Genomic DNA, 21,277 nt, shown 5'->3' on the forward strand with positions numbered 1-21,277 from the left:
TTATTTCATTCCTTTTTTTATTAATTGTATTTAAAAATTTTATATATATTTCCTTAAATCCGCATAAATAAAGGTGCTCTTCAAGTAGTCTTCATCTGAGTCTGTTAAAACAAAGTAAATGAGTCCGTCAAAATAAATGACTTGAAGACTGTTATAATCTGCCATATTTCCAGCTTCGACGCTTTTAATTATCTCAGTAGGAACAAATGATTTTTTCACGACTTGCTTAGACGTGTCATAAATATAATAACGACCTTTTTTGTTACTTTTTTCTCCTGCAAATATATTCATAGGAAAAATAAAAATATTTTGCCCTACTTGGCAACTGCGATAGTCTTTAGAATTAACCGATGTAAGTAGTTCATGGTTTTCAGGTAAGAGCGGTTTTGAAGTATTAGCCATATTAGTAGTAAAATAGTAAGTGTTATCACTGCTTCTTTTCACTTCACTCAGTTCAATTGCCGCAAGCTCTGAATCTTCGCTAAGTCCTCCTATCACATAGGTTTTATTATCTGGTAACACTTCTATAATAGGATTATTTCTCTGACCTATTACTTTTTTTACCTGGGTCGTTACCGTTACAGTTTTAGGTACCTTTATAGTTTTAGTTATAGGGGTAGTGATAGTCGTAGGCGGAGGTGTATCCTCTCTTTGATTTATCCAACCATGGCCACATGTAGTATGGCTCCACGCATGCCTGCCTGCTCTCAAAACCTGTCCTGCAGGAACATGAAAAGTTTTATATGCCGCAGGTCTCGTACCCCAGGCCGGAAAATGCGCTTTTATTGTTGTTCCTCCATTTTGATCAGTACTATCTATCGAAAAATTATAGTACCAACTTCCATTTTGATAAGAACCTGTTTGCTTATCAGAAGATAGTAAACAATTTCCCGATTCATCCCTAATAAGACAACGCACGGCGGGTTTAGTCTCTATTTTATTCTCTACTATAGTCTTTACTTCATTCTCTACTTTAGTTTCTGTTTTATTCTCCATTTTATAAATGGAGCCACCCCCTATTAAAACATCAGCATTCCCCATAAGAGCAAGCGTTGTCGCTTCAGACACTTGTGTTTCATTCGCATAGAGCTTTTTTAAAGTATTTGGAAAAGAAGATACGCTATGATCAAATAATACAGAAAGCACATGCTTGGAATTTGCAATATAGAAAGTCACTTTATTTTCGCCTAACATCGAAAAAATAGTATTAGAAGAAGTTTTATACTTATCGTTGTTGTTTAATATTGGTATATTTTTTGGCTTGTTAAATTTTAGTTCACCAAACTGAAAATTATAGACACCAAAATAAAATTTTTTGCCGGATTCATTTTTATATAACAAAAGTAAACTGTTACTATTCTCACCACCATCAATTAACGCAATATTTTCAACCATATCTGAAATGTAAGAAGAAGTACTGCTTTCAACGGGATATTCCTTAGTTAATTCACTTTCCCATTTGATAACAGTTTCTTTATCTACGGCAAAATCGGCAGGAGCCGCCTGTGGGGCTGTCAGTGCGGCGAGATCTAAATCTGCTCTTTCGTCATCGTTGCTGGGCGGCAAAATTAACTGTAATTCTAATTGCTCTCCTTCATCTTCAGAACAGGCTTGTACGTGATCCCAATAGCCAATTAACACTCTATTATCTTCTGGCCGAGCACGATAATATAAACCAATTTCTTTTATCTTTCCGGCATATGAATCTGGCACTGTTATTTTAAATTGATAAACCTTATCCCCTTTTCCCGGTATAAATTGCATCTCATCTAAACCCACAAAAAATAATTCAGCCGCAAGTTCAGCGGGATTTGAGGTATCTTTAGCTACGCCATCACCTAAACCTATCTGCAAATTCTTTAGCTTTACGCCACCTTTTATTAGGCACTGTCGCTGTGCTGAAGAAATTTGACTGCTTGGTTCTAAATTAATTATTTTATTTTCTGTTTCCATATTTTAATTCCCTATTTTTAATGTTGAAAATTAAATAAATTTTTATTGCTTATTTTAAACTCACGTTTCGTCGGTTTTGAAATCATATTGACAATTTTCTCTATTTAATGACCTAATCGTTTATAAATCCACTATAACGAAAAATTTTATACATTCCATAAAAATCTATATCTGGACAAAAGATTAATTTATTATTCAACGTTTTATATAAACAATAAAGCTAATTAGGTGGCCACCTAAAAACTTACTATACTTTATGGGTTTTTATTGCTTAAGTTTGTCATGCAGGTAAAAACATAAAAAAATGGATTAAATCTAAATTTAGTTTTTAACAACAAAACTTTGATTTTGCTTCTAGCACATAATATTTTTGTTAAACTCGTTATGTACGGTTGTTATTAAACATAAACGGAGTAAAGAATGAATCATAAAAAAAGTCATTGTTCACAAGGAATTTCTTTCACAGAAATACATTTGCTAATGGAAAATATGCTAAACAAATTAGAAAAAAATGCATTAAATGAAAAAAATACTATTCTAAGCGAAAAAGTAAAAACGCTTAAATTAAAGAAATTAGAAGAAAGGATACTGCTCAATAATAAAAAAAATGCAGAATTATTAGAAAATAATATTACGAAAAAATTAGATTTATTTATAAATAATCACAGATTAGAGCACATTCTTAATAAACCTAATTACACTAATTTGTATCTCTTAATGAAAGAGCCAGAACCAAAAAAACAAATAGAGCCTGCACTTTCTTTACCTAAGAATGACTTAGCAAGCAACGAAATTATATTTTATTCTGAAAAAGAATTTTCCGGTTTAAGCTTTAAATATCGAATAGGCGACAAAGTTAATTTTACAAATGGCCCTCACCCTCTTAATGATCTATTTAAATCAGCAAAATTAGGTTCGTATTGTAAAGTTACCTTATACGAAGATGGTGATTATGTGGGAAAAAACTATGATATTATTACGGATACCGCAAATATACAGTTAGATCATGGAGGAATTTCATCTTTTATTGTTGATTATAAAGAAGATAAACCTACACAGGATAAAGCTCAGGTAGATTAAATACAAAACTCAGCATCCAGAAACATGTGAGTGAAATATGAAAGCAATGCTCTTGGAAAGATAAAAAAATCTTTCCAAGAGACTGCAGATCATCAGATATCTGGTCTCCAAAACTTAAAAATTAAATTTCGCACTGTGGATAAAGCGCTTGTAAGCTGCTATAAATTTTTTAAAAACCCAGCCGTATTAACTTTTTAATCTAAGTAGCAATTTAAAAATCGCACCTTAGTGTAGTATTGCTAATTTAATCTTTATATAGTAAACAGCTATAATATTATTTGCTAACTGTTTATTATATTTAATTCATATTTAAAATAAAAAAGGAAATTTTACTTTATGAATCATATCACTAATAACAGTACGGTTAAATTTTTAAGTCGCATTGCGACTAGCGATTTTTACTTTGAAAACGAAACGGATGTAACACAGATAGGTTTATATTATGATGGGAATACCAACCTTTATTTTTTATTTATATCCCCTAGCTCTTTAAATTTATTTATGATTCGCTTTAACATCAATGAAGCTAAATGGTATCTGAATAAACTTGAAAAGTTTACACAAAAATCTGATCGTTACCAGGCGGTGGCGGCATTCTCAAATCAAGATAAAATAATCTGGTATATTTTAACCGATGAATTAAAAATTAAGTTAGAGATTTTTCACAAGGATTTTAAAGTAGAAATTAATCGATATACAGGTAATCATCTTTATCGCCGTTCAACTTTGTTCTTGATTGATGGGCTTCCTTGTTCTATCGGTGGAGGAGATGATAAACAGAAAAGTTTTACGTACCAAGATTCTTATTATGCTGATAATTTTATTCAATATGCGCGTGAAAATCCTTTCGTATGTAAATTGCTTGATCATCTTTACCTGTTGGGAGGAAATCTAGATAATGCTAATTTAGTTGAGCATATTAAACTTCCCAATTACCATTCAGTTGATAAAAACACTTCTTCATCCTATAACAGAGACTGGGAAAAGGTACAGTATTATTCAGAAAGAAGTACTTTTGATAGTTCATTCGACTTAAAACTAAACGTATTAACAGACACCGCTTGTGTGGTAAAAACTAAAATTAACCTATTTAGGCCCGATAGTTTTGTGAACAACTACTTTTATAGTTATGATGTTTTAACAAATACTTGGGCAAATAGAAGGATAGTTAGTAATATAGCTAATTTGCCACTGAAAGAAGAGAAAGTAAGTTTTAAAGCGATTAATATAGGCGATCACATTTATATTGCTAGTTTTGACAAACTAAATGATGAAGGGCTAAAAATTTCATTGTTTAACCTTCTCTAATTTAATCATTCGTATGAATTGCCAAAGATATAGCCATTACACTTTAAAATGCAGTTTAGCATTTTAAAGTGTTTCATTCTTTACCTGGGCCAGTCCTGTGATCGGTTACACCGCCGATGCTGCCTCACGTTTAATATGTTCTAGTCTAATAAATGATGATCTTGCAACGTTTTATCTAATCGTTACCCAGCTGACCTTGTGCTTGGTAATTTATCCTATTTTGCGCTAATCTCTGCCCTGCTTGGAGAGTTCATACAGCTTGAATTAGCGCTACTAGCTTCTCGCGTGGGTAACAAAAAAAATAGGCTATTTGTTTTTGGAATAGGGGCTTGCTTAAAGGGAAAAGTAGTATCATTTTCGACATTGCTTGAAAACTTAGCTTTTAATTGCTTAATAGTTTGCCTATGTGGTTCTTGCAATTTCTTTGCAAAAACTGGCTTAATAGAAAAAACTAATGCATTGAGTTGCGCCAATGCTTGATTTACTTTAGAAAATAAATCATCTTTTAAATACAGGTTGAAATGTGATTCAAACACTAGCAAAAATTTAATAACGCGTTGCCAATCAGTAAATTGTGATGATTTCTTTATATAAACTTTAGAATCAGATAGCTTAAGCAAAAAACTTACTTTGTGTAGAGACATTAATAAATGATCTATTATTTTTTTATCTTGTTTATTCCATGAGTGTTGTTTTATTAAATCAGTTAACGCATTTGCTAAATTAAATATTACTTTATTAGTTTTTAATGCTGCTTTTTTATCTGTATTTGCACACCTTATCTTTTTATACATGCCTATACACCATTGTAAAAGCAACAGTTGTGAGGGAAGTTGTTCAAAACAATCTCGTACTAGAATATCCGTGTTAAGCGGTTTTTTAGCATGATTAGGTTTATTTTCTTCTTTATCTTTATGGGTTTGATAATAACCTTTTTCATTTTTTATCCTATCCCACCCATCATACTTTAAAATGCAATTATGCATTTTAAACGGCGTCATCTCGCGATGGAGTTTTTCAAGAGGCGTACCGCGATTTGCAGCTTCAGGTATGAGCGGTATAGCTTCAGCTTTTTGTGCCAGTAGGTGGGTTAGTACTGCTAATTCAATCGCAGCTGTTTGTCTAGCTTGGCGCAGGCGGAAAAAATATCTTAACGATAGACCTATCATTAAAGGTATGCCCGTTACGAGAATACCGGGAATTATCCACGTTTGCCAGCTTGATTGGGCTGGCAAGTCGGGGTCGCTTAAGGTATGCGAATGTGCTTGGAGTGAAGACAAACGCTCGTTAGAAAACGGCAGTAACCCTTTATATTGAACACCGAATTTTGTTAATAATTTTACTTCTTGTGATACATTGGCTAATTTCCGGTGATTTACCCGTATAAAACCCGACTCCATTTGGGTTATGGTTGTGTCATTTTTTAAATTAATAGGAATGCCAGGTAATAAGTTACTGAAATTCTCAACAGACCCATCATTTGTAGCCTGGGTTTTAATGGCACCTAAGGTTGCCACCAATCCATATTCTTTATTAAACAGATAATGTATGTCGCGGTATAAAAACTGTTGGGATGTTTGATTAAATTTGATATCTTCGACGGTAGCAGCTGTTGTTTTATGAAATAAAAAATAATTAAATCCTTTATCTACGATAATTTTAAAAGTATTGAGATGATTTAGAAGTAAGTGTTTCGCATCGAGTTCAAAAAAAACACAAATTTGTAGATTCTTTTTAAAGATTAATTGACTTAGATAGTTTTTATTATCAATTTCATAGGGTCCCTGAAAAACTAAATTTAGATTAGTGCTGGGTAAATGAAAAGAAAATTTAATGTATTTACCTACTCCCCCAGGCCAGCCTTGTTGGCTAAAAAAAATGTTTCTAAGATTTTTCATGCCTGCTGGTAAAGGCGCACCTATGCCATTGCTGAGATGGTTAACCAGTAAAAATTTATCTTCAGCTAAACGTGGATAGTGCGTATCTATTGTAAAAGTATTTAGTTTATAGCTAGTTTCTATGATAAATGAATAGACAGCGTTTCGATTGACGCTTAGATTGGCATCCAGGCTATCATTATCCAAACGAAGTTCAATGCCATTTTGACCTATAAAATCCACTGTACCTTGAATATTATTCAATTCTATCATCTGATGAGGGTGCAGATAAAATTGAGTGGGTTTCTTATAGTCAGCAATAACGTAGTTTAGATAAACTACGTGGGCAGTAAAATTAAATAGGCCAACTAAAAAATAAGCTGGATTAAAATCAATTTTTATTTCTTGTTTAAAATCAAAGCCATGAATTTCCATGTTGAGTTTTTGCAAGCACAACGCATGATTGTCAATCAGAGTGACGTTTATTTGATAAGGTTTAGAACTAGCTAAAGGTAAACATACTATGGTTAAGGTAGAAAAGGGATCGTAGATAACACTAGGGTAACTATTATGACCTATCCAATAATAAAGTGTATGAAGATAACCAAAATTTTCTAATTGTAAAACGGCTACTGTTTTTTCTTCTTCGCTTATGAATATTTCCTCTAGGAATGAATCCTGGATTAAAACAACGACTTGTTTGTTCTCTAAAAAAGGTCCATCATCTATCGATACATGGCCATAACGCGGATTGAATAAAAAAAGTATATCAAATATTTTTTTAGTTGAATCAGGCGCTTTAACATTAGAAAAACATGCCCCTAAAGCGCCTTTAATGCTTAGGGGGCTTATAGCTTGTAAACGTCCGTGCGAATCATGGCTACTCAGTGATGTGGAAGTCAGTACCCGCCAATCTTCAACTAAAATGGGCTTAACACTACAAGCTTTTTGAGTGGCACAAAAGTTTTCAGACATAAGAAGCCGGATCGAAAAGTCTTCAGGCATAAGAAGTCCGATCGATAGTAAGTTCTTACACATTGTATGAGGTATATCAAATAAATATTTACATTTTTTCTCTGATTGGGAAAATATATTATCTTCCTGGATAGTTTGATTTTGCGATGAAAAACTAAGTTTAAAAAGATTTTTTTTATCTTGAATTTTATATTGTCTTTTCCAATAAGCCACCGTTTGTGATTTTATTTTTCTTGCAAAAAACCGTGTTCTGAGGGTAACAACTGCATTTGCAGTAGGTGTCAATTTACTAACCGTATACTTATATTTTATATTAGAAATAGCTTGTTGCGGATTTAAACGAATTTGTTCCAAAAGAAAACTAGGAAATTCGCTGGCTGGAATACTAATAGGCTCGGCTTCAATAAATTTTGGTAGTTTTAGGATAGCGTGATTAAAATGTACATTTAGCATTTCACTGAATTGATTGATATAGGTTAAGAAGAAACGCAGTAATTCTCTTTCCATTAATATTTCTTGGACAAAACTATTGAAACCCAGGCTGAATTTAACCCCATCCCACACTGAAGTACGCAGGTGGTAGTGCTCCCTTAAATAATTGGCTGAAATTATTAATTGATGGATCGTAATCCCTAAGTCTAATAAGAGGCCACCAGGGCCTAATTCTAATCCTAGACATTCAGCGAACATGCTAGCAAAGATTATACTGTTATCTAATAATAGTGCTTTTGCCTCTTGATGTTCGGGCGAATTAAGGGGCGAATTAGCTAATTGTTCTGAAAGTTCAAAAAAACTTGAGATGACTAAAATTTTTGCAACTGGCGATGCCGCCGCATGTATGAATTTAGTTAATATAGCCGCGCTTTTAGGGAAACGTTTAACAAATACAGGATGTTGAATAAAGTGTGTGTAAGCTTGGTTGACACCCATATCAGCCGTTATTAAAGTGGTCATATAACTTAAACTATCGGCATGACCATTAAGCGCTTGAATGAGGGCGGGTGCTAATATAACACCCTGTCGGGTCATAGCAATTGATTTTTCTAACCCTATTTTAGCTTGCGTGTGCGATTGAATCACTTTGTCTAATAGCGCGTTACTCTCTGCTAGGTTTAGACCGGTAGCTACCAGATCAGTAGAAAGTTTACTGCGTGCCATCTCGGTTAATTCTGCTTCAGGAATAACTTGCTCACGTTTAGCATAATAGATTAATTTTTCCAATAAATTTTTTCTGAAATCAGCTAGGGAATTTTTAATTTCACTGTTTTGGTGATTAAGATAATCATTATTAATTTTTATATCATATTTATCTATTAGTTTGCCTAAAGCGATTTGTTGATTATCGGATAAAGAGATAGCATCGACTATTTTTTCTGCATCAATAGATAGTTTTTTAATCGGATCACTTAGTATCGTCTTGCTTAAACGTTCTGGCGCTAGTGTTTTCTGATCATTTATAAGGAAAAATTCAAGAAACGTTTCGATAGCTAAGCCTTCAATATAAAAATTTTCATTTTCATAAATAGAATCAGCGCCAGAAAAATAGTTGCCTAAAAAATCATCTATAAAATATAGAATCTCTACGGTCTTTTCTGGCTTATAGATATAAGCGCGCGTCGTTACTTCATAGGATAAATCCTCGGGAAATAAAAGCGCACAGAAAATGTCAACCATTTCATCTAGCTCGGTATCTCTATCTAATGTAAAAAAACTATCTTGGTTTATTTCGGAACAATATAAATTTAAAACATTTCCTGTTGCCACTTTTTCTCGCTGAACAGTCAGATAAACTTTTTTTCCGCTATCGTTGGACAGCTCAATTAAGTGCGCATTATCAATTTCAGCAATAGGTGATATAAAATTTTTTGCCTTCTCCCAGAGTATTTCTGGTGTCATAGATTGAAAAAAATCTGACTGCGAATCTATTTCACCGTCTCTTGTTTGTCGGGTTGCTTTGTCCTGCATAAACTCTTGTAAAGCAGTTATTTTTTCAAGTAATTGCACGTGTTTATTTTTTTTATTTTACCTATTAAAAAAGACAATAGGTATTGCATTCTGCGATCATAACTTTTAAAGGGACTATAGCTATTTTTTCCATTAGCTTCCTCACTACAAGTTGCAGAACGTGATTTTCGACCAGAAAAACCGCTGGTTTCTCCACAAACACGGGCAGTAGCTAGCTGTTCCAATTTTCTTAAGGCATAGGACGATTTAAGATTAGCCAATAGTGCATCATCAATCTCTAAATAAGCATGACTTTCTAGTAAGGCTGCAAACTGTGAATTTGTTTCTCCCGTTCTAGAGTCGGTATAAATACTAGAAAATTCATCGAGCAGTTTTTCTTTTACCTTGGCTTCTATATTTTGCCAAATAACCGCAACACCTTCTTCTTTTAAGGTATCATAATTTGATAAAAAATTATCAAATCCGTCGTTTAATAAATAATATTCAATTTCCTCATTAACAATAATCGGAAATTTAATAAGCGCTAATTCGTAATTAATAATGACTAAATTTACAAATGAATGCACACCTAACAATTTTTCAAGTAATTTATTAAAAGCGCCTAAACAGCAAATAGGCTCGTCGGCTAAACCATTATCATGACCATAGGCATCAATATTTCCTCCACGCTGAATTTCATATAAACCTTCTATTAATTGGTTTTTTGCGTCGACTAAATTTCCTATGCGTTCTGACTCATCATGAATGCCTTGCCACAAGGAAAAAAATAATGTTTTTAAGCTAAGCCCTGATTGTGGCTCAACAAAATCTGCTTGGCTTATAATACCTTTTAAAGCATTAATAGCAGATTGAATGTACTGTCTATTGGTAAGACAGGTAGAAAGTTCCCTTTCCAATTCAAGAACAATCGTATTAAATTGACGATCTAACTCATCGTTACTAATAGTTTCTGCATATTTAATAAAAAATTTTTTTGCTGATTCGGAAAGGCTGCGATGAATAGAGGTTAAATGTGTACTTTGCGCGCGATTAATGGGTAGGCTGGGGATTTTTAAATAGCTTTTGCTGGCCATTAACTCATCAATTTTAATTAATTTATTTTCTGTACTTAAATCGCCTCTATCTAGTAATAAAAATAAATCTTTAAAAAAATTCATATGAATATTTTTTAATCGACTGATGGTTTTATACCTTGAAATATCAACTAAAAATTCATCTAAACGAATTAACTGAAGAAAATTTTCTTCAGTTAAAAAGTTATTTTGTCGTAACTTACGTAGCAATCTAAGCAAAAGATGAATCGATTTAGAATTTTTTATTTTATCTACATTACTGTAAGATAAAATTGCTGCGCCTGCTAATTCTCGGATACTAAAAGCAAGCAATAAGGGTTGCTCATAGCTATGTATGGCTAACTTTAAATATAAATCATTTAACTCATGGTTTTTAAGCACAATTAAGGCGTTAGCAAACTCATAAACAACATCCGGTGTGAATGAATTAGAAAAAAGCAAATCAAAATTATCTCGAGTAAAAAAATTTTCAGTTTTTAGCAGTGAAATAGCATTGGCTATTTTTTTTAGCCGCGTGCCTTTAAAGTAGCTTAAAGCAATGATATTTGTTTGCGATATAAAGTTTTCGCTATTAAGCATAATGTATGAAAACATATTTAAGTTTTCTTCAGTAAAATATTTTATTATCTCTATATAATTTTCTCGCAATAAACGGCGTTCTATTAAGAAATTAACATAAAGAACGAGTCTATTCGCGTTCTTAGTGACTAAAAACGTGAAGTTATTTTTTAAAATTTCTGGTTTGGTTTCAAGCATTTCTGTAAGAAAGTTGAAGGCAAACAATCTTTTATTTTTTTTACACAGCTTAAAATTTATTTCACTGAGTAAGTTATACTTTTTTAACCTTGCTAATATTTCTGCTTTATCTAAAGGAGAATCAGCTCTAGTAGGAACTTCTTGAATGATAAAATTAAGGTATTCATTGGCTAATAGATCGTTTTCTTTTAAAATTTTAAAAGCATCCGCTAATAAGGAAGGAGCACTCGCTTGTTTAATAGCACTTATATAGTTTTCCTGATCCATGCCAATGGTAATTAATGTAAGTACAGCATCAAAAAAATCGAAGCTTATTTCGTTATTAAGTATTCCAGTGTCCTGAAATTCAGAGAGACGATCGATCGTTGTTGCCGGATCAAAAACTTCGGAAATTTCTATGATAGTATCAGTTATCTCTCGGTCATAGGTAGTTATTTTCCCTAAAAATTTGAATAATTTGAAGCAAGATTCTATTTTAGGCGTTTCTAGCAAAAAATCGAATATCGTCTGTCTGAGGCTATTTTTACTTATAAGAAAATCAATAGATTTTTTGAGATAAAAAAATTCTTGAGGCGTTTTTGCGGACAGAGCGGCTGTAATATCCTGTAGGGTGTTGCTGCTGATAGAGGGATCGTTTTGAAAAAGATCAATAATAGCGTGGAGATTGTTTGCCTTATACGCATTGAAATTAATTTCTTCTGGGTTCATGAAAGCCATCCTAGCTGATTTATTAGAGTAAGTTATTCGCGCAGCAATATAGATAAAAATATCTAATTAATAATGGTTACCTTTTATCGGAATGAGACAATCGCCACAACTAAGGTTTCATTTTTTAGTTTTATGTTACGGTTATCATGCTGATATATCTTATAATTTAATCTCTTTACCTAAAATAAAATTATTTGTAATTTGATTAAGCGCTTCATAACTACAAGCAAATTCTGGACTGTCTCACATCCTATTTAATTTTAGCAAAATATCTCCAAATGTGCTATCAATTTCATGTCAGTGATGCATATATTAGGTAATTCATTTTTGGTTAATGAATAATGTTGACCACCTAAGGTTTTATCAAACATTTTAGGATACACTCTATTCACATTTCCTTTTTAATAGCATACCTTATTTGAAGCACAAATTAAGTTGCTATACTCTCCCTAGCTTTAAACGTTTTGCCTGGGAAATAACATGTATTAAGCTAGCAGATGACCCAATGACTGTTAATCATTGGGTCGCCGTAGCCGGCGAATCATTTGAAGTTGAAACTTGTGTAGAACCCCTTAGTTATTGTGGTCAGATTCTTTTGTTGGATCAAAAACTTTAAGCCCTTGTTTAAACCTATGAATTTTTTCAAGATAATGTTGTGAGTATTGCTGCATCGCTTTTATCTGCTGTTCAGATAAAGTTGCTTTTATTTTGCCTGTGCCAATCACCAGCGATGCATCGGGAATGATCTGATTCTCAAGCACCAGTGCATTGGCGCCGATCATGCAATTTTTTCCAATCACCGCATTGCTTAACACCACCGCACCAATCGCAATAACCGAATTTTCACCAATGCTACGGCCATGAAACATCGCGTTATGTCCCATCGTGACATTTTTTCCTATTGTCACAGGATGTCCTGGATCCGTATGAATAACAGCACCGTCTTGAATATTGGTATTTTCACCAATCTCAATCGTATCGTTATCGGCACGAATAACTGCGTTAGAAAGAATAATGACATTATTATGAATAATCACCGAACCGATAATATCGGCACTTTCCGCAATAAAATAATGATTGCCGACTAAGCTTGGTGTTCTCTCTTCAAAAGAATAAAGCATATTAAAAATTTACGGTTAGTTTAGAAAAAATGAGCACGCGTGCAGCACTCACCCAAGGCTACTGCTGAATTGTTTTCTTTTACAGAAAAGAAACCTGATTTAGAACAACCCGCCACTTGCTGGGTTTCTTTAGACTTTATTTCTAATAGTAGATTTATCTCATCCATTAAATTATTTAAGCGTTTTTCAGTTTTTACAGTATGTCTATGGGTATGTATATTATTGATAACGGTCGCTATGCTCCATCCGATGGCTGAACCTAAAAGCGTCAATACAGCGACAGGGATACAAAAACTCAGCACCGCCATTACCGCTATTCCAATGGTCAAGGGTAATGTAAAAATCGAATAGACGGCCTTCTCCTTGCAAAAATTAAACACGTGAGTAACAAAAGAACTATATCAACATACTAAAAACGCGCCATACAGCCAAATAGCCATACCCATATAAAGTCCAATCTTAGCCCCCAGATCCTTCGCTGCCTGAACATCGAGTGGCTTTTCAGTGCTTGTTAGATAGGCTCTCAATGTTTCTATTAAATCCTTTTGTTTTTCATCCTCAGACGGCATACTTTCTAATGTTTCAAGCACCGTTTTAATTAACTCAAATTGGCAATAGACTGGCAACACACGCCTATCAACGATAATTTCTTGCCTGCCTTCTCTCAGTTCCTTTTTAATGCCTGGCAATCCATACAGCAACGACGCTTGTTCTGGCGAAAAATCAGTACTGTTCTTCATAAATACTCTCCATCCGTAAAATGCATTCTGACATCGGTATTGAAGATACGAAAGACGCCAATCGGTTGGTAATATGACCATTTTCGTCATGGCCTAAGGCTTTTATTGCCCAAAACAGTCTATGCTGTATAAAAAGACAACCAGGTCATCTAAAAACCCCAAAAAAATCCTTAAGAAGGGCTAGATCTCACCCTCCAGTTAAGCTCTATTTGTGTATCATTTGCTCAATAAGCCTGATAGAATGACCCCCTTTTAGAGCTAAAGACTTACTTGGCTCATTTATCAGCCAGGATACTTTAGTGAATTTTAGCAAATTTAAGTTAGACCCGCGTATTTTATTAGGTGTAGAAACCTTAGGTTATAAGGACCCAACGCCTATTCAAGCGAAAGCCATACCCCTTGTTCTACAGGGCCATGATGTCATCGGCTTGGCACAAACTGGAACCGGAAAAACCGCTGCTTTTACCCTTCCGCTATTACATAAGCTAATGGATGGACCTAGAGGACGGCTACGCGCACTGATCATCGTTCCTACCCGTGAGCTTGCCGAGCAAATTCATGATGCCATTAGACTGCTAGGCAAAGAAACCGGCTTACGCAGCGTCACCTTATATGGTGGTGTCAATATCATGAAGCAATTCCAAAGCCTCCGTCGGGGTGTTGATATTGCCATTGCTTGCCCTGGACGCCTGCTGGATCATATCAATCGAAGAAACATTGATTTAAGCCAGATACAAACACTGGTACTCGATGAAGCCGATCAAATGTTTGATTTTGGGTTTTTCCCCACGATTCGTAAAATTCTTACGTATTTGCCTAAGCAGCGCCAAAGCTTACTTTTCTCAGCCACCATGCCAAAAGCAATACGCAGTCTGGCCGAAGAAATCTTAAGCAACCCTGTTCCTGTACAAATTGGCGAGCTAGCGCCAGCTACCACCGTGACACAAAAGCTTTATCCGATGAATGAAGCGCTTAAGACAGAACTATTGGTAAAAATTATACAAACCAATGACACCGAATCCGTGTTAATTTTTACACGCACCAAACATCGTGCCAAACGCCTAGCTGAACATCTTGAATCATTGGGCTATAGCGCAACCTCTTTTCAAGGCAATCTATCGCAAAGCAGACGCCAACTGGCGCTAGATAAATTCCGTACCGGGAAATTAAAGTTTTTAGTCGCGACCGATATTGCGGCACGCGGTATTGATGTTCAAAATGTGTCTCACGTTATCAATTTTGATATGCCTGCTACCACCGAAGCGTATACACATCGTATTGGCCGTACCGGTCGTGCGAGTAAATTAGGTGCTGCTTTTACGCTGATTACTAACAGTGACCGACATCAAATACGTGCGATTGAACGCAAGCTCAATCAATCATTAGAAAGATGCATCCTGCCTGACTTTGATTATAAGGCCAGTGCCAATAGCAACACCACACCCATCACCATGGATGACGATGAGCGATCAAGACGAAATAGGCATGCACCACGCGGCGTACATCATGATGCTAGAAAAAAATTCAGTGGTGCATCTAAATCGAATAGAGGCTCCGAAAGCGGTTCACACAACACTGGTTTCAAAAAAAGCAAAAAGCCTTTCTATTCTAAATTTAAGAGCAGTGCTGGACGAAAAAGAAGTGGTGATAGATAGCACTCATACCTAAAATTTGATTATCAAGTTTTATTTCGTCATTGCGATTGCCACGCTTCGCTCGCAATGACAGCTACGCGCGCGGCAATCCATTGTAAATGGCTAGTTTTTCCTGGATAGCCACGGCCGGAACAAAGTTCCAGCCTCGCTATGACGGATTATCTACAACTTTCTGTCCCTTATAGAACTTTAGCAATCTTGATATACTCACAGCAATAGGATTTTTGGCAAGGCGCCGTGAAAACGAAGCCACCGCAGTGTATACAACATACATGAGGATGGCGAGTTGAGCGGGAACGCAGCCAAAAATTCAAGTGCGAAGAGTAAAGCATTCCTATAATATAGAAGACACAGACTCTCTATTATTGCTCATCAAGAACTCCTCTATGAAACAAAAATTCGTAGTCGCTTCAAAATTCATTCATCATAGCCTACAGCAGTTTAATGATACCGGTTGCAGTTACCGTGCCGCTGCGTTGAGTTTCACCACATTGCTGTCATTAATTCCCTTAATGACACTGGGTTTCAGTATTTTAGCCAAATTTCACCGCTTCAAAAACATCAGCCACCAAGTCCAAGATTTTATTTTTACTAACTTTTTAGCCAGCTCCGGCACAGGAAAAAGTATTCAAGTTTATCTACTTAACTTTGTTGCGCAAGCCAGTCAATTATCCGTGATCAGTTTAATCTTTTTGATTATTATCGCGACAATGATGATGTTTACACTCGAACAAACCTTAAATAACATCTGGAAAACCGACCAGCGGCGACACTGGACGTTAACCGCGCTACTTTATTGGACCGCGTTACTCTTCATTCCTATTCTGATTGGACTTGCACTCTTCTTATCTTCGCATCTTGCACCGCTGCCATTCTTGCAGTCAAGTTTAATTAGTAAATCCTTTTTATTATGGTTACCCTTTTTTCTCAGCATTTTTGCATTTACTTTTTTATATACTCTAGTACCACATTGTAAAGTCCCTTTTCGTTATGGATTGATCGGCGCGCTGATTGCTACCTGTTTGTTTGAGAGCGCTAAATACACCTTTAGTCTTTATCTGCATTACTTCCCTACTTATAAAATCATTTATGGCACGCTATCAGCCTTTCCACTTTTTTTAGTATGGATTTATATCTGCTGGGTTATTACTTTACTCGGTGCGGTCATCAGTTACTCTTTAACGGTACAAACGCTTCGCACTTAAATGGATAGAAATTGTTGTACAATATACCACTAATGAAAATTTTCCCTAAGGGAGAAACAACGCATGAATTTTTTTGATAATCCTCAATACCGCTTAAAAATAGGTCTTGCTGAAATGCTTAAAGGTGGTGTGATCATGGATGTTACCACGGCAGAACAAGCACGCATTGCCGAACAAGCCGGCGCTTGTGCCGTCATGGCTTTAGAACGTGTTCCTGCCGATATTCGTAAAATGGGTGGCATTGCACGCATGGCCTCACCACAAATTATCAGCGACATTATGGCGGCTGTTTCTATCCCGGTGATGGCTAAAGTACGTATTGGTCATTTTGTTGAAGCACAGATACTCCAGGCACTTGAGGTTGATTTTATTGATGAAAGTGAAGTATTAACCATAGCCGATGATGAATGTCATATAGACAAACAGAATTTTAAGGTTCCTTTTGTTTGTGGCTGCCGCAACCTCGGTGAAGCATTACGACGTATTGCTGAAGGTGCTGCCATGATACGCACCAAAGGCGAAGCCGGTTCAGGTAATATCCTTGAGGCCGTCCGACATATGCGTGCTATTAGCGGTGAAATTAAACAACTTTCGGTTTTAAAAAAAGAAGAACTGTTTTCTAAAGCAAAAAATTTAGGTGCACCGTTAGAATTAGTACAATGGGTGGCAGAAAACGCTAAATTACCCGTGCCACATTTTTCGGCTGGTGGTGTTGCTACACCGGCTGATGCCGCATTATTGCGTCAATTAGGCGCAGAAAGTGTGTTTGTAGGCTCAGGCATTTTTAAATCGGCCGATCCTGAAAAACGTGCCAAAGCGATTGTGATGGCAACCACCCATTTTGATAACCCCGATATTTTACGCAATGTTTCGATGGATTTATTAGAAGCCATGTCGGGTTTTCAAGTGTTAGAAACCTGCCCCGCTTAAGTATGAATATCGGTATTTTAGCCTTACAAGGTGGTTACCAAGCACACGCCGAGTGTTTAAAAAAACTTAACGTTGGCTATTCTTACGTACGCCACCCGAATGAGCTTAACGATAGCGGTGCGCTCATTATACCGGGTGGCGAAAGCGCCGTTTTTATCAAACTATTATCAGAAAATAACTTATGGGACACATTACTAAGCTATAAAAAACCTATCTTAGGTACCTGCGCGGGCGCTATTTTACTGGCCAAAAAGGTAGGCTCGCCTTCTCAAGCCACACTTAATCGTATTTCTATGACCATAGAAAGAAATGCGTATGGACGACAATTAGCGAGTCACATTGCAACAGGCACTTACTTAGCAACACAAAGCGAGATCGAAATGCTGTTTATACGCGCGCCAAAAATTACGGCTATCGATAACACCGTTAGCATATTAGTTTCTCATAACCACCAGCCCATGGCTGTTCAAGAAAATAACTGTATTGCCGCTACATTTCATCCTGAATTAAGCCGCGATAACACCTTACATCGCTATTTTATACAGCAAGTCTTAGCGCATGAGGCAGTTATTTTCTAATCTTAGTTCTTTCTTCTCTACCTGCTGTGTATTTTGACAGTACTCAAACGTTCGCCAAAATAGCGTCGCTCTACCCGTACTACGGAAAAAAGACTGATGAAAAAACGGTGGCGGCTGCTGCTTATTCAAACTTTCTGAATCCGTATAAGCAAAAAACAACGCTAATAATACATTATTAGCGTTGAAAATTGATACATCGCAATCCTGTTTATATTTGATCAACTCATCTAATTCTTTTTTAAAGTTATTAATATTATTAATATTTTGCAAGGTATTTAAATTTAATGGCTTGTCAGCTAATTTATCGGTATCCTGATCAAATTCTTTTTTCACTTTTATTAATAATTCCATTAAATAATCGCTATCATTTTCTCCATTTTTTAAGGTTTTAGCTAATCCATAGACTATATACTTTATTTTTATTTCTATTTTTGATTTTTCTAGCAAAAATCCCAATCCCTTTTCCTTTTCTAACTGATACAGTTTATTTTTTAATTCATGCACGTAAACTAATGCTTCTTTTGTCAGCACAATATGATTAGCTTCTACCGCTGTATTTTTCTTTAAAGAAAATAAAGGGTTTTTACTGGCATAATAACATCGTAAAGGATGACTCTCTAAAGAATTGCTTGTTATGACATCAGCAGGCAATTTAGGATGATCGGATTTTGTTTTAAAATAATAATAAGAAGAATTAACGGCGTCATATAAATAAAATAAAACCAGAAAAGCGGAGATAAGTCCTAATGCTGGCACGGTTGGAAGCGCACAACTAACCCCAACAAGCAGGCAACAGGCTAACCAAGGCACAAAAACTTTCGCAAATTTTTTAATACCCTCATGATAAGCCGCTTTTGCATCATCCGTTTTACTCGTCTGGCGGCTATAAATAAGGCCCGAAACATAAGCTAGCGATACGGCAGTGACAACACTAGCAATGGCTAACGCGAGTAAAATAACCGGACTTGTCCAAACGATGCCCGCTACGCTGCCGGCTAAAAGAATGCTTGTCATTAGCGTCATTGCAATACCTGGCGCTAATATACTCATGTGTTTCTTGATATTATCCCAGTACTGAGCACGCCGCCATCGGTTTTCTGGCAAATTTTCATCGATCTTAAAGTGCGCGACGACACTAAAAACAAAGACGCCTGCGCTATCAAGCAATTTTAAAGCACTATAGAGAAGAAATGATGTCAGAAGAACAGCTGGCACCGGCATAAAAAAACATAACACAAAAACAGTAATTGCCATGGTCATTTTAAACGCAGAAAATAAAAGCTTACGTGTTTCACCTAAATTTTTATTTTTTGTCTTACGAAAATAATTGACTACCCTTAAACTCGCGCGTAGAAAATGTAATGCGTAAAGCAATGGTGTAAATAGAAAAGGAAGCTTGGAGAAAGTTTTAGCAATGCTAATAATGCGCTTTCCTACCAAGGCAAAAAGACGCCAAAATTCGGAAGAAGTGATATGCTCTATTGTCTTTTCTAGCGCCGCACGACGGCGCTCCAAATATTTGAGCGATAAGTGCCAAAAATACGCAACGCGGCTTCTGACCATCATTCGTTTTGCCCGTCATAGAATGACGCTGCATTATATCGAATATTTGTTTTAAATCATTAATAAAAGCTTAAGAAAGAAAATAATGTTTTCAGCAAAAACTTGCTACACTAATAAGGCTTTTATTTTGCAGGTCAAGATAGTATGACTTTACACGCCCCCATCCCACTTTTTGATAATTTAGCCTTTTCTGATCCCAAACAAGCTCAGCAATATCTTAGCCAGCAAGCACAGAAACTTCCTTTTGCAAAAAGTGATTATCAGCAAGCACTGCAGTTCCTCTATAGCTATCGCGGCAGTGATGCAACGTTTAACGCTTATCGACGTGAAATTGAACGATTACTGCAATGGAGTTGGTTTGTCGCAAACAAATCCATTAAAGACATTCGCCGCGATGACTTTGAGAGCTTTGTTAGCTTTTGCCAAAAGCCACCCAACCATTGGATAGGCACCAAAACCGTCGCGCGCTATATTGAACAGGAAGGTGCTAGAAAACCACATCCTGAGTGGAAACCCTTTGTAGCCACGGTCAACAAATTAGCGAGCCGTGAAGGCAGCGTGCCTGAAATAAAGAAATTTATTTTATCGCAAAAGAGTTTGCAGGCCATTTTTGCCATCTGTGGCAGCTTTTATAATTATCTCATTCAAGAAGATTATATGGGCTTCAATCCCGTGGCACAAATTCGACAAAAAAGTAAATTTATTCGCCAACAAAAAACCAACATGATTATTCGCCGTCTCAGCGAATTACAGTGGTCTTATGTCATTGAAACCGTAGAAATATTGGCGCAACAAACACCGGCGCAACACGAACGCAGTTTATTTATTATGAAAGCACTTTATGGCATGTACTTACGCGTTTCTGAATTAGCCGCCTCCACGCGTTGGGAACCACAAATGGGCCATTTCCAAAAAGATAACGATGGCAATTGGTGGTTTATGACCGTCGGTAAAGGTAATAAAGAGCGCTTAATCAGTGTGAGCGATGATATGCTCAAAGCGCTGAAACGCTATCGCCAATACTTAGGTTTACCGGCACTACCCAGTCGCGGCGAAAAAACGCCTTTAATTAGTAAATCGGGTAGCAATGCGCCCCTCAGCAGTACGCGCCAAATTCGTAGCATTGTACAAAGCTGCTTTGATGCAGCCTATGAGCGTATGGTCAAAGATGGCTTAAAAGAAGAAGCCATGGAATTAAAAACGGCTACCGTGCATTGGTTACGACATACCGGTATTTCAGAAGATGTAAAACACCGACCTCGTGAACATGTTCGTGACGATGCAGGCCATAGCTCCAGTGCTATTACAGATAAATACATCGATGTAGAAATGCGCGCGCGACATGCTTCTGCAAAAAAGAAAAAATTAGATCCACTTGCTTAGCTACGTTATTATTTTAAAAATAGCCGTCGTCCTGTAGCCGCTACTTAAGTGAATTAACCGTTTGCCCAAGGACGTCTTTCCATGGTTTGATGACCGCTCTCCAAGGACGTCGTCCCGCGGCCGCCGTCCTTGAGCAAAGCGGTCAAGCCGCGGGACGACAACCTCTGTGGGCACAGCCAAGCATGGCATGACGAACTCCGAATAATCTTTAAGCCACAACAAAAAATTAATTTACAATTATGAATATATATTTACCCAATCCACCTATCGAGGACACTAATGAAGCTATTTTCAAGGAAGTATGCGCTCAGTTTGGATTAGATAAAATAACCTATCCCTTTCAAACAGAAGAAATTAAAAATTATATAACTCAGCAGATGAAATCCTGGGAGCTCCAAGCACAAATT

Annotated in this window: 14 protein-coding genes; 7 read left to right on the top strand and 7 right to left on the bottom strand. The window is 36.1% G+C overall.

What is annotated here, in order from left to right; genetic code table 11:
- Positions 1 to 39: 39 nt before the first annotated feature.
- Complete coding sequence (locus tag DMP02_RS04340) at positions 40 to 1,953, bottom strand: hypothetical protein (RefSeq protein ID WP_126322844.1); 1,914 nt, start codon at positions 1,951 to 1,953, stop codon at positions 40 to 42.
- 420 nt (positions 1,954 to 2,373) lie between these two features.
- Between DMP02_RS04340 and DMP02_RS04345 the strand changes: the two genes are divergently transcribed.
- The gene (locus DMP02_RS04345) at positions 2,374 to 3,033 is read left to right on the top strand and encodes a beta/gamma crystallin domain-containing protein (protein WP_126322845.1); all 660 of its coding nucleotides are present in this window, start codon (positions 2,374 to 2,376) and stop codon (positions 3,031 to 3,033) included.
- A gap of 336 nt (positions 3,034 to 3,369) precedes the next feature.
- Positions 3,370 to 4,341, top strand: coding sequence for a hypothetical protein (locus tag DMP02_RS04350; RefSeq protein WP_126322846.1), 972 nt, complete (start codon positions 3,370 to 3,372; stop codon positions 4,339 to 4,341).
- 215 nt (positions 4,342 to 4,556) lie between these two features.
- Here DMP02_RS04350 and DMP02_RS04355 read toward each other — a convergent pair whose 3' ends face one another.
- From DMP02_RS04355 to DMP02_RS04375, 5 genes are all read right to left on the bottom strand, one after another.
- Complete coding sequence (locus DMP02_RS04355; protein ID WP_126322847.1) at positions 4,557 to 9,197, bottom strand: hypothetical protein; 4,641 nt, start codon at positions 9,195 to 9,197, stop codon at positions 4,557 to 4,559.
- A complete protein-coding gene (locus DMP02_RS04360; protein ID WP_126322848.1) occupies positions 9,176 to 11,695 on the bottom strand; it encodes a hypothetical protein in 2,520 nt (839 codons plus the stop codon). Before DMP02_RS04360 ends, DMP02_RS04355 begins: the two co-directional genes overlap by 22 nt.
- Before the next feature lie 572 nt (positions 11,696 to 12,267).
- Positions 12,268 to 12,816 (bottom strand): gamma carbonic anhydrase family protein, encoded by a 549-nt coding sequence (locus DMP02_RS04365; RefSeq protein WP_126322849.1) that lies wholly within the window; start codon positions 12,814 to 12,816, stop codon positions 12,268 to 12,270.
- A 20-nt stretch (positions 12,817 to 12,836) separates the two neighbouring features.
- Entirely contained in the window at positions 12,837 to 13,124 is a 288-nt protein-coding gene (locus tag DMP02_RS04370) for a hypothetical protein (RefSeq protein ID WP_126322850.1), read from the bottom strand.
- A gap of 93 nt (positions 13,125 to 13,217) precedes the next feature.
- Positions 13,218 to 13,556: a hypothetical protein gene (locus DMP02_RS04375; protein WP_126322851.1), complete on the bottom strand. Its 339-nt coding sequence runs from the start codon at positions 13,554 to 13,556 to the stop codon at positions 13,218 to 13,220.
- A gap of 299 nt (positions 13,557 to 13,855) precedes the next feature.
- Here DMP02_RS04375 and DMP02_RS04380 point away from each other — a divergent pair, with 299 nt between their 5' ends.
- The 4 genes from DMP02_RS04380 to pdxT all read left to right on the top strand — a co-directional run bounded on the left by DMP02_RS04380 (position 13,856) and on the right by pdxT (position 17,924).
- The gene (locus DMP02_RS04380) at positions 13,856 to 15,211 is read left to right on the top strand and encodes a DEAD/DEAH box helicase (protein WP_126322852.1); all 1,356 of its coding nucleotides are present in this window, start codon (positions 13,856 to 13,858) and stop codon (positions 15,209 to 15,211) included.
- A gap of 386 nt (positions 15,212 to 15,597) precedes the next feature.
- Positions 15,598 to 16,416, top strand: a complete 819-nt coding sequence (locus tag DMP02_RS04385; RefSeq protein WP_126322853.1) for a YihY family inner membrane protein — start codon at positions 15,598 to 15,600, stop codon at positions 16,414 to 16,416.
- A gap of 63 nt (positions 16,417 to 16,479) precedes the next feature.
- Complete coding sequence (gene pdxS / locus DMP02_RS04390; RefSeq protein WP_126322854.1) at positions 16,480 to 17,346, top strand: pyridoxal 5'-phosphate synthase lyase subunit PdxS; 867 nt, start codon at positions 16,480 to 16,482, stop codon at positions 17,344 to 17,346.
- A gap of 2 nt (positions 17,347 to 17,348) precedes the next feature.
- Positions 17,349 to 17,924, top strand: a complete 576-nt coding sequence (pdxT, locus tag DMP02_RS04395) for a pyridoxal 5'-phosphate synthase glutaminase subunit PdxT (RefSeq protein WP_126322855.1) — start codon at positions 17,349 to 17,351, stop codon at positions 17,922 to 17,924.
- On the opposite strand, the gene DMP02_RS04400 is transcribed toward pdxT, so the two are convergent.
- Positions 17,898 to 19,490, bottom strand: a complete 1,593-nt coding sequence (locus DMP02_RS04400; protein ID WP_126322856.1) for a hypothetical protein — start codon at positions 19,488 to 19,490, stop codon at positions 17,898 to 17,900. The genes pdxT and DMP02_RS04400 overlap by 27 nt on opposite strands.
- 141 nt (positions 19,491 to 19,631) lie before the next feature.
- Here DMP02_RS04400 and DMP02_RS04405 point away from each other — a divergent pair, with 141 nt between their 5' ends.
- Entirely contained in the window at positions 19,632 to 20,870 is a 1,239-nt protein-coding gene (locus DMP02_RS04405) for a tyrosine-type recombinase/integrase (RefSeq protein ID WP_126322857.1), read from the top strand.
- Positions 20,871 to 21,277 lie beyond the last annotated feature (407 nt).

It is taken from the genome of Candidatus Rickettsiella viridis, assembly GCF_003966755.1.
In the GTDB taxonomy this organism is placed as follows: Bacteria; Pseudomonadota; Gammaproteobacteria; order Diplorickettsiales; family Diplorickettsiaceae; genus Rickettsiella_B; species Rickettsiella_B viridis.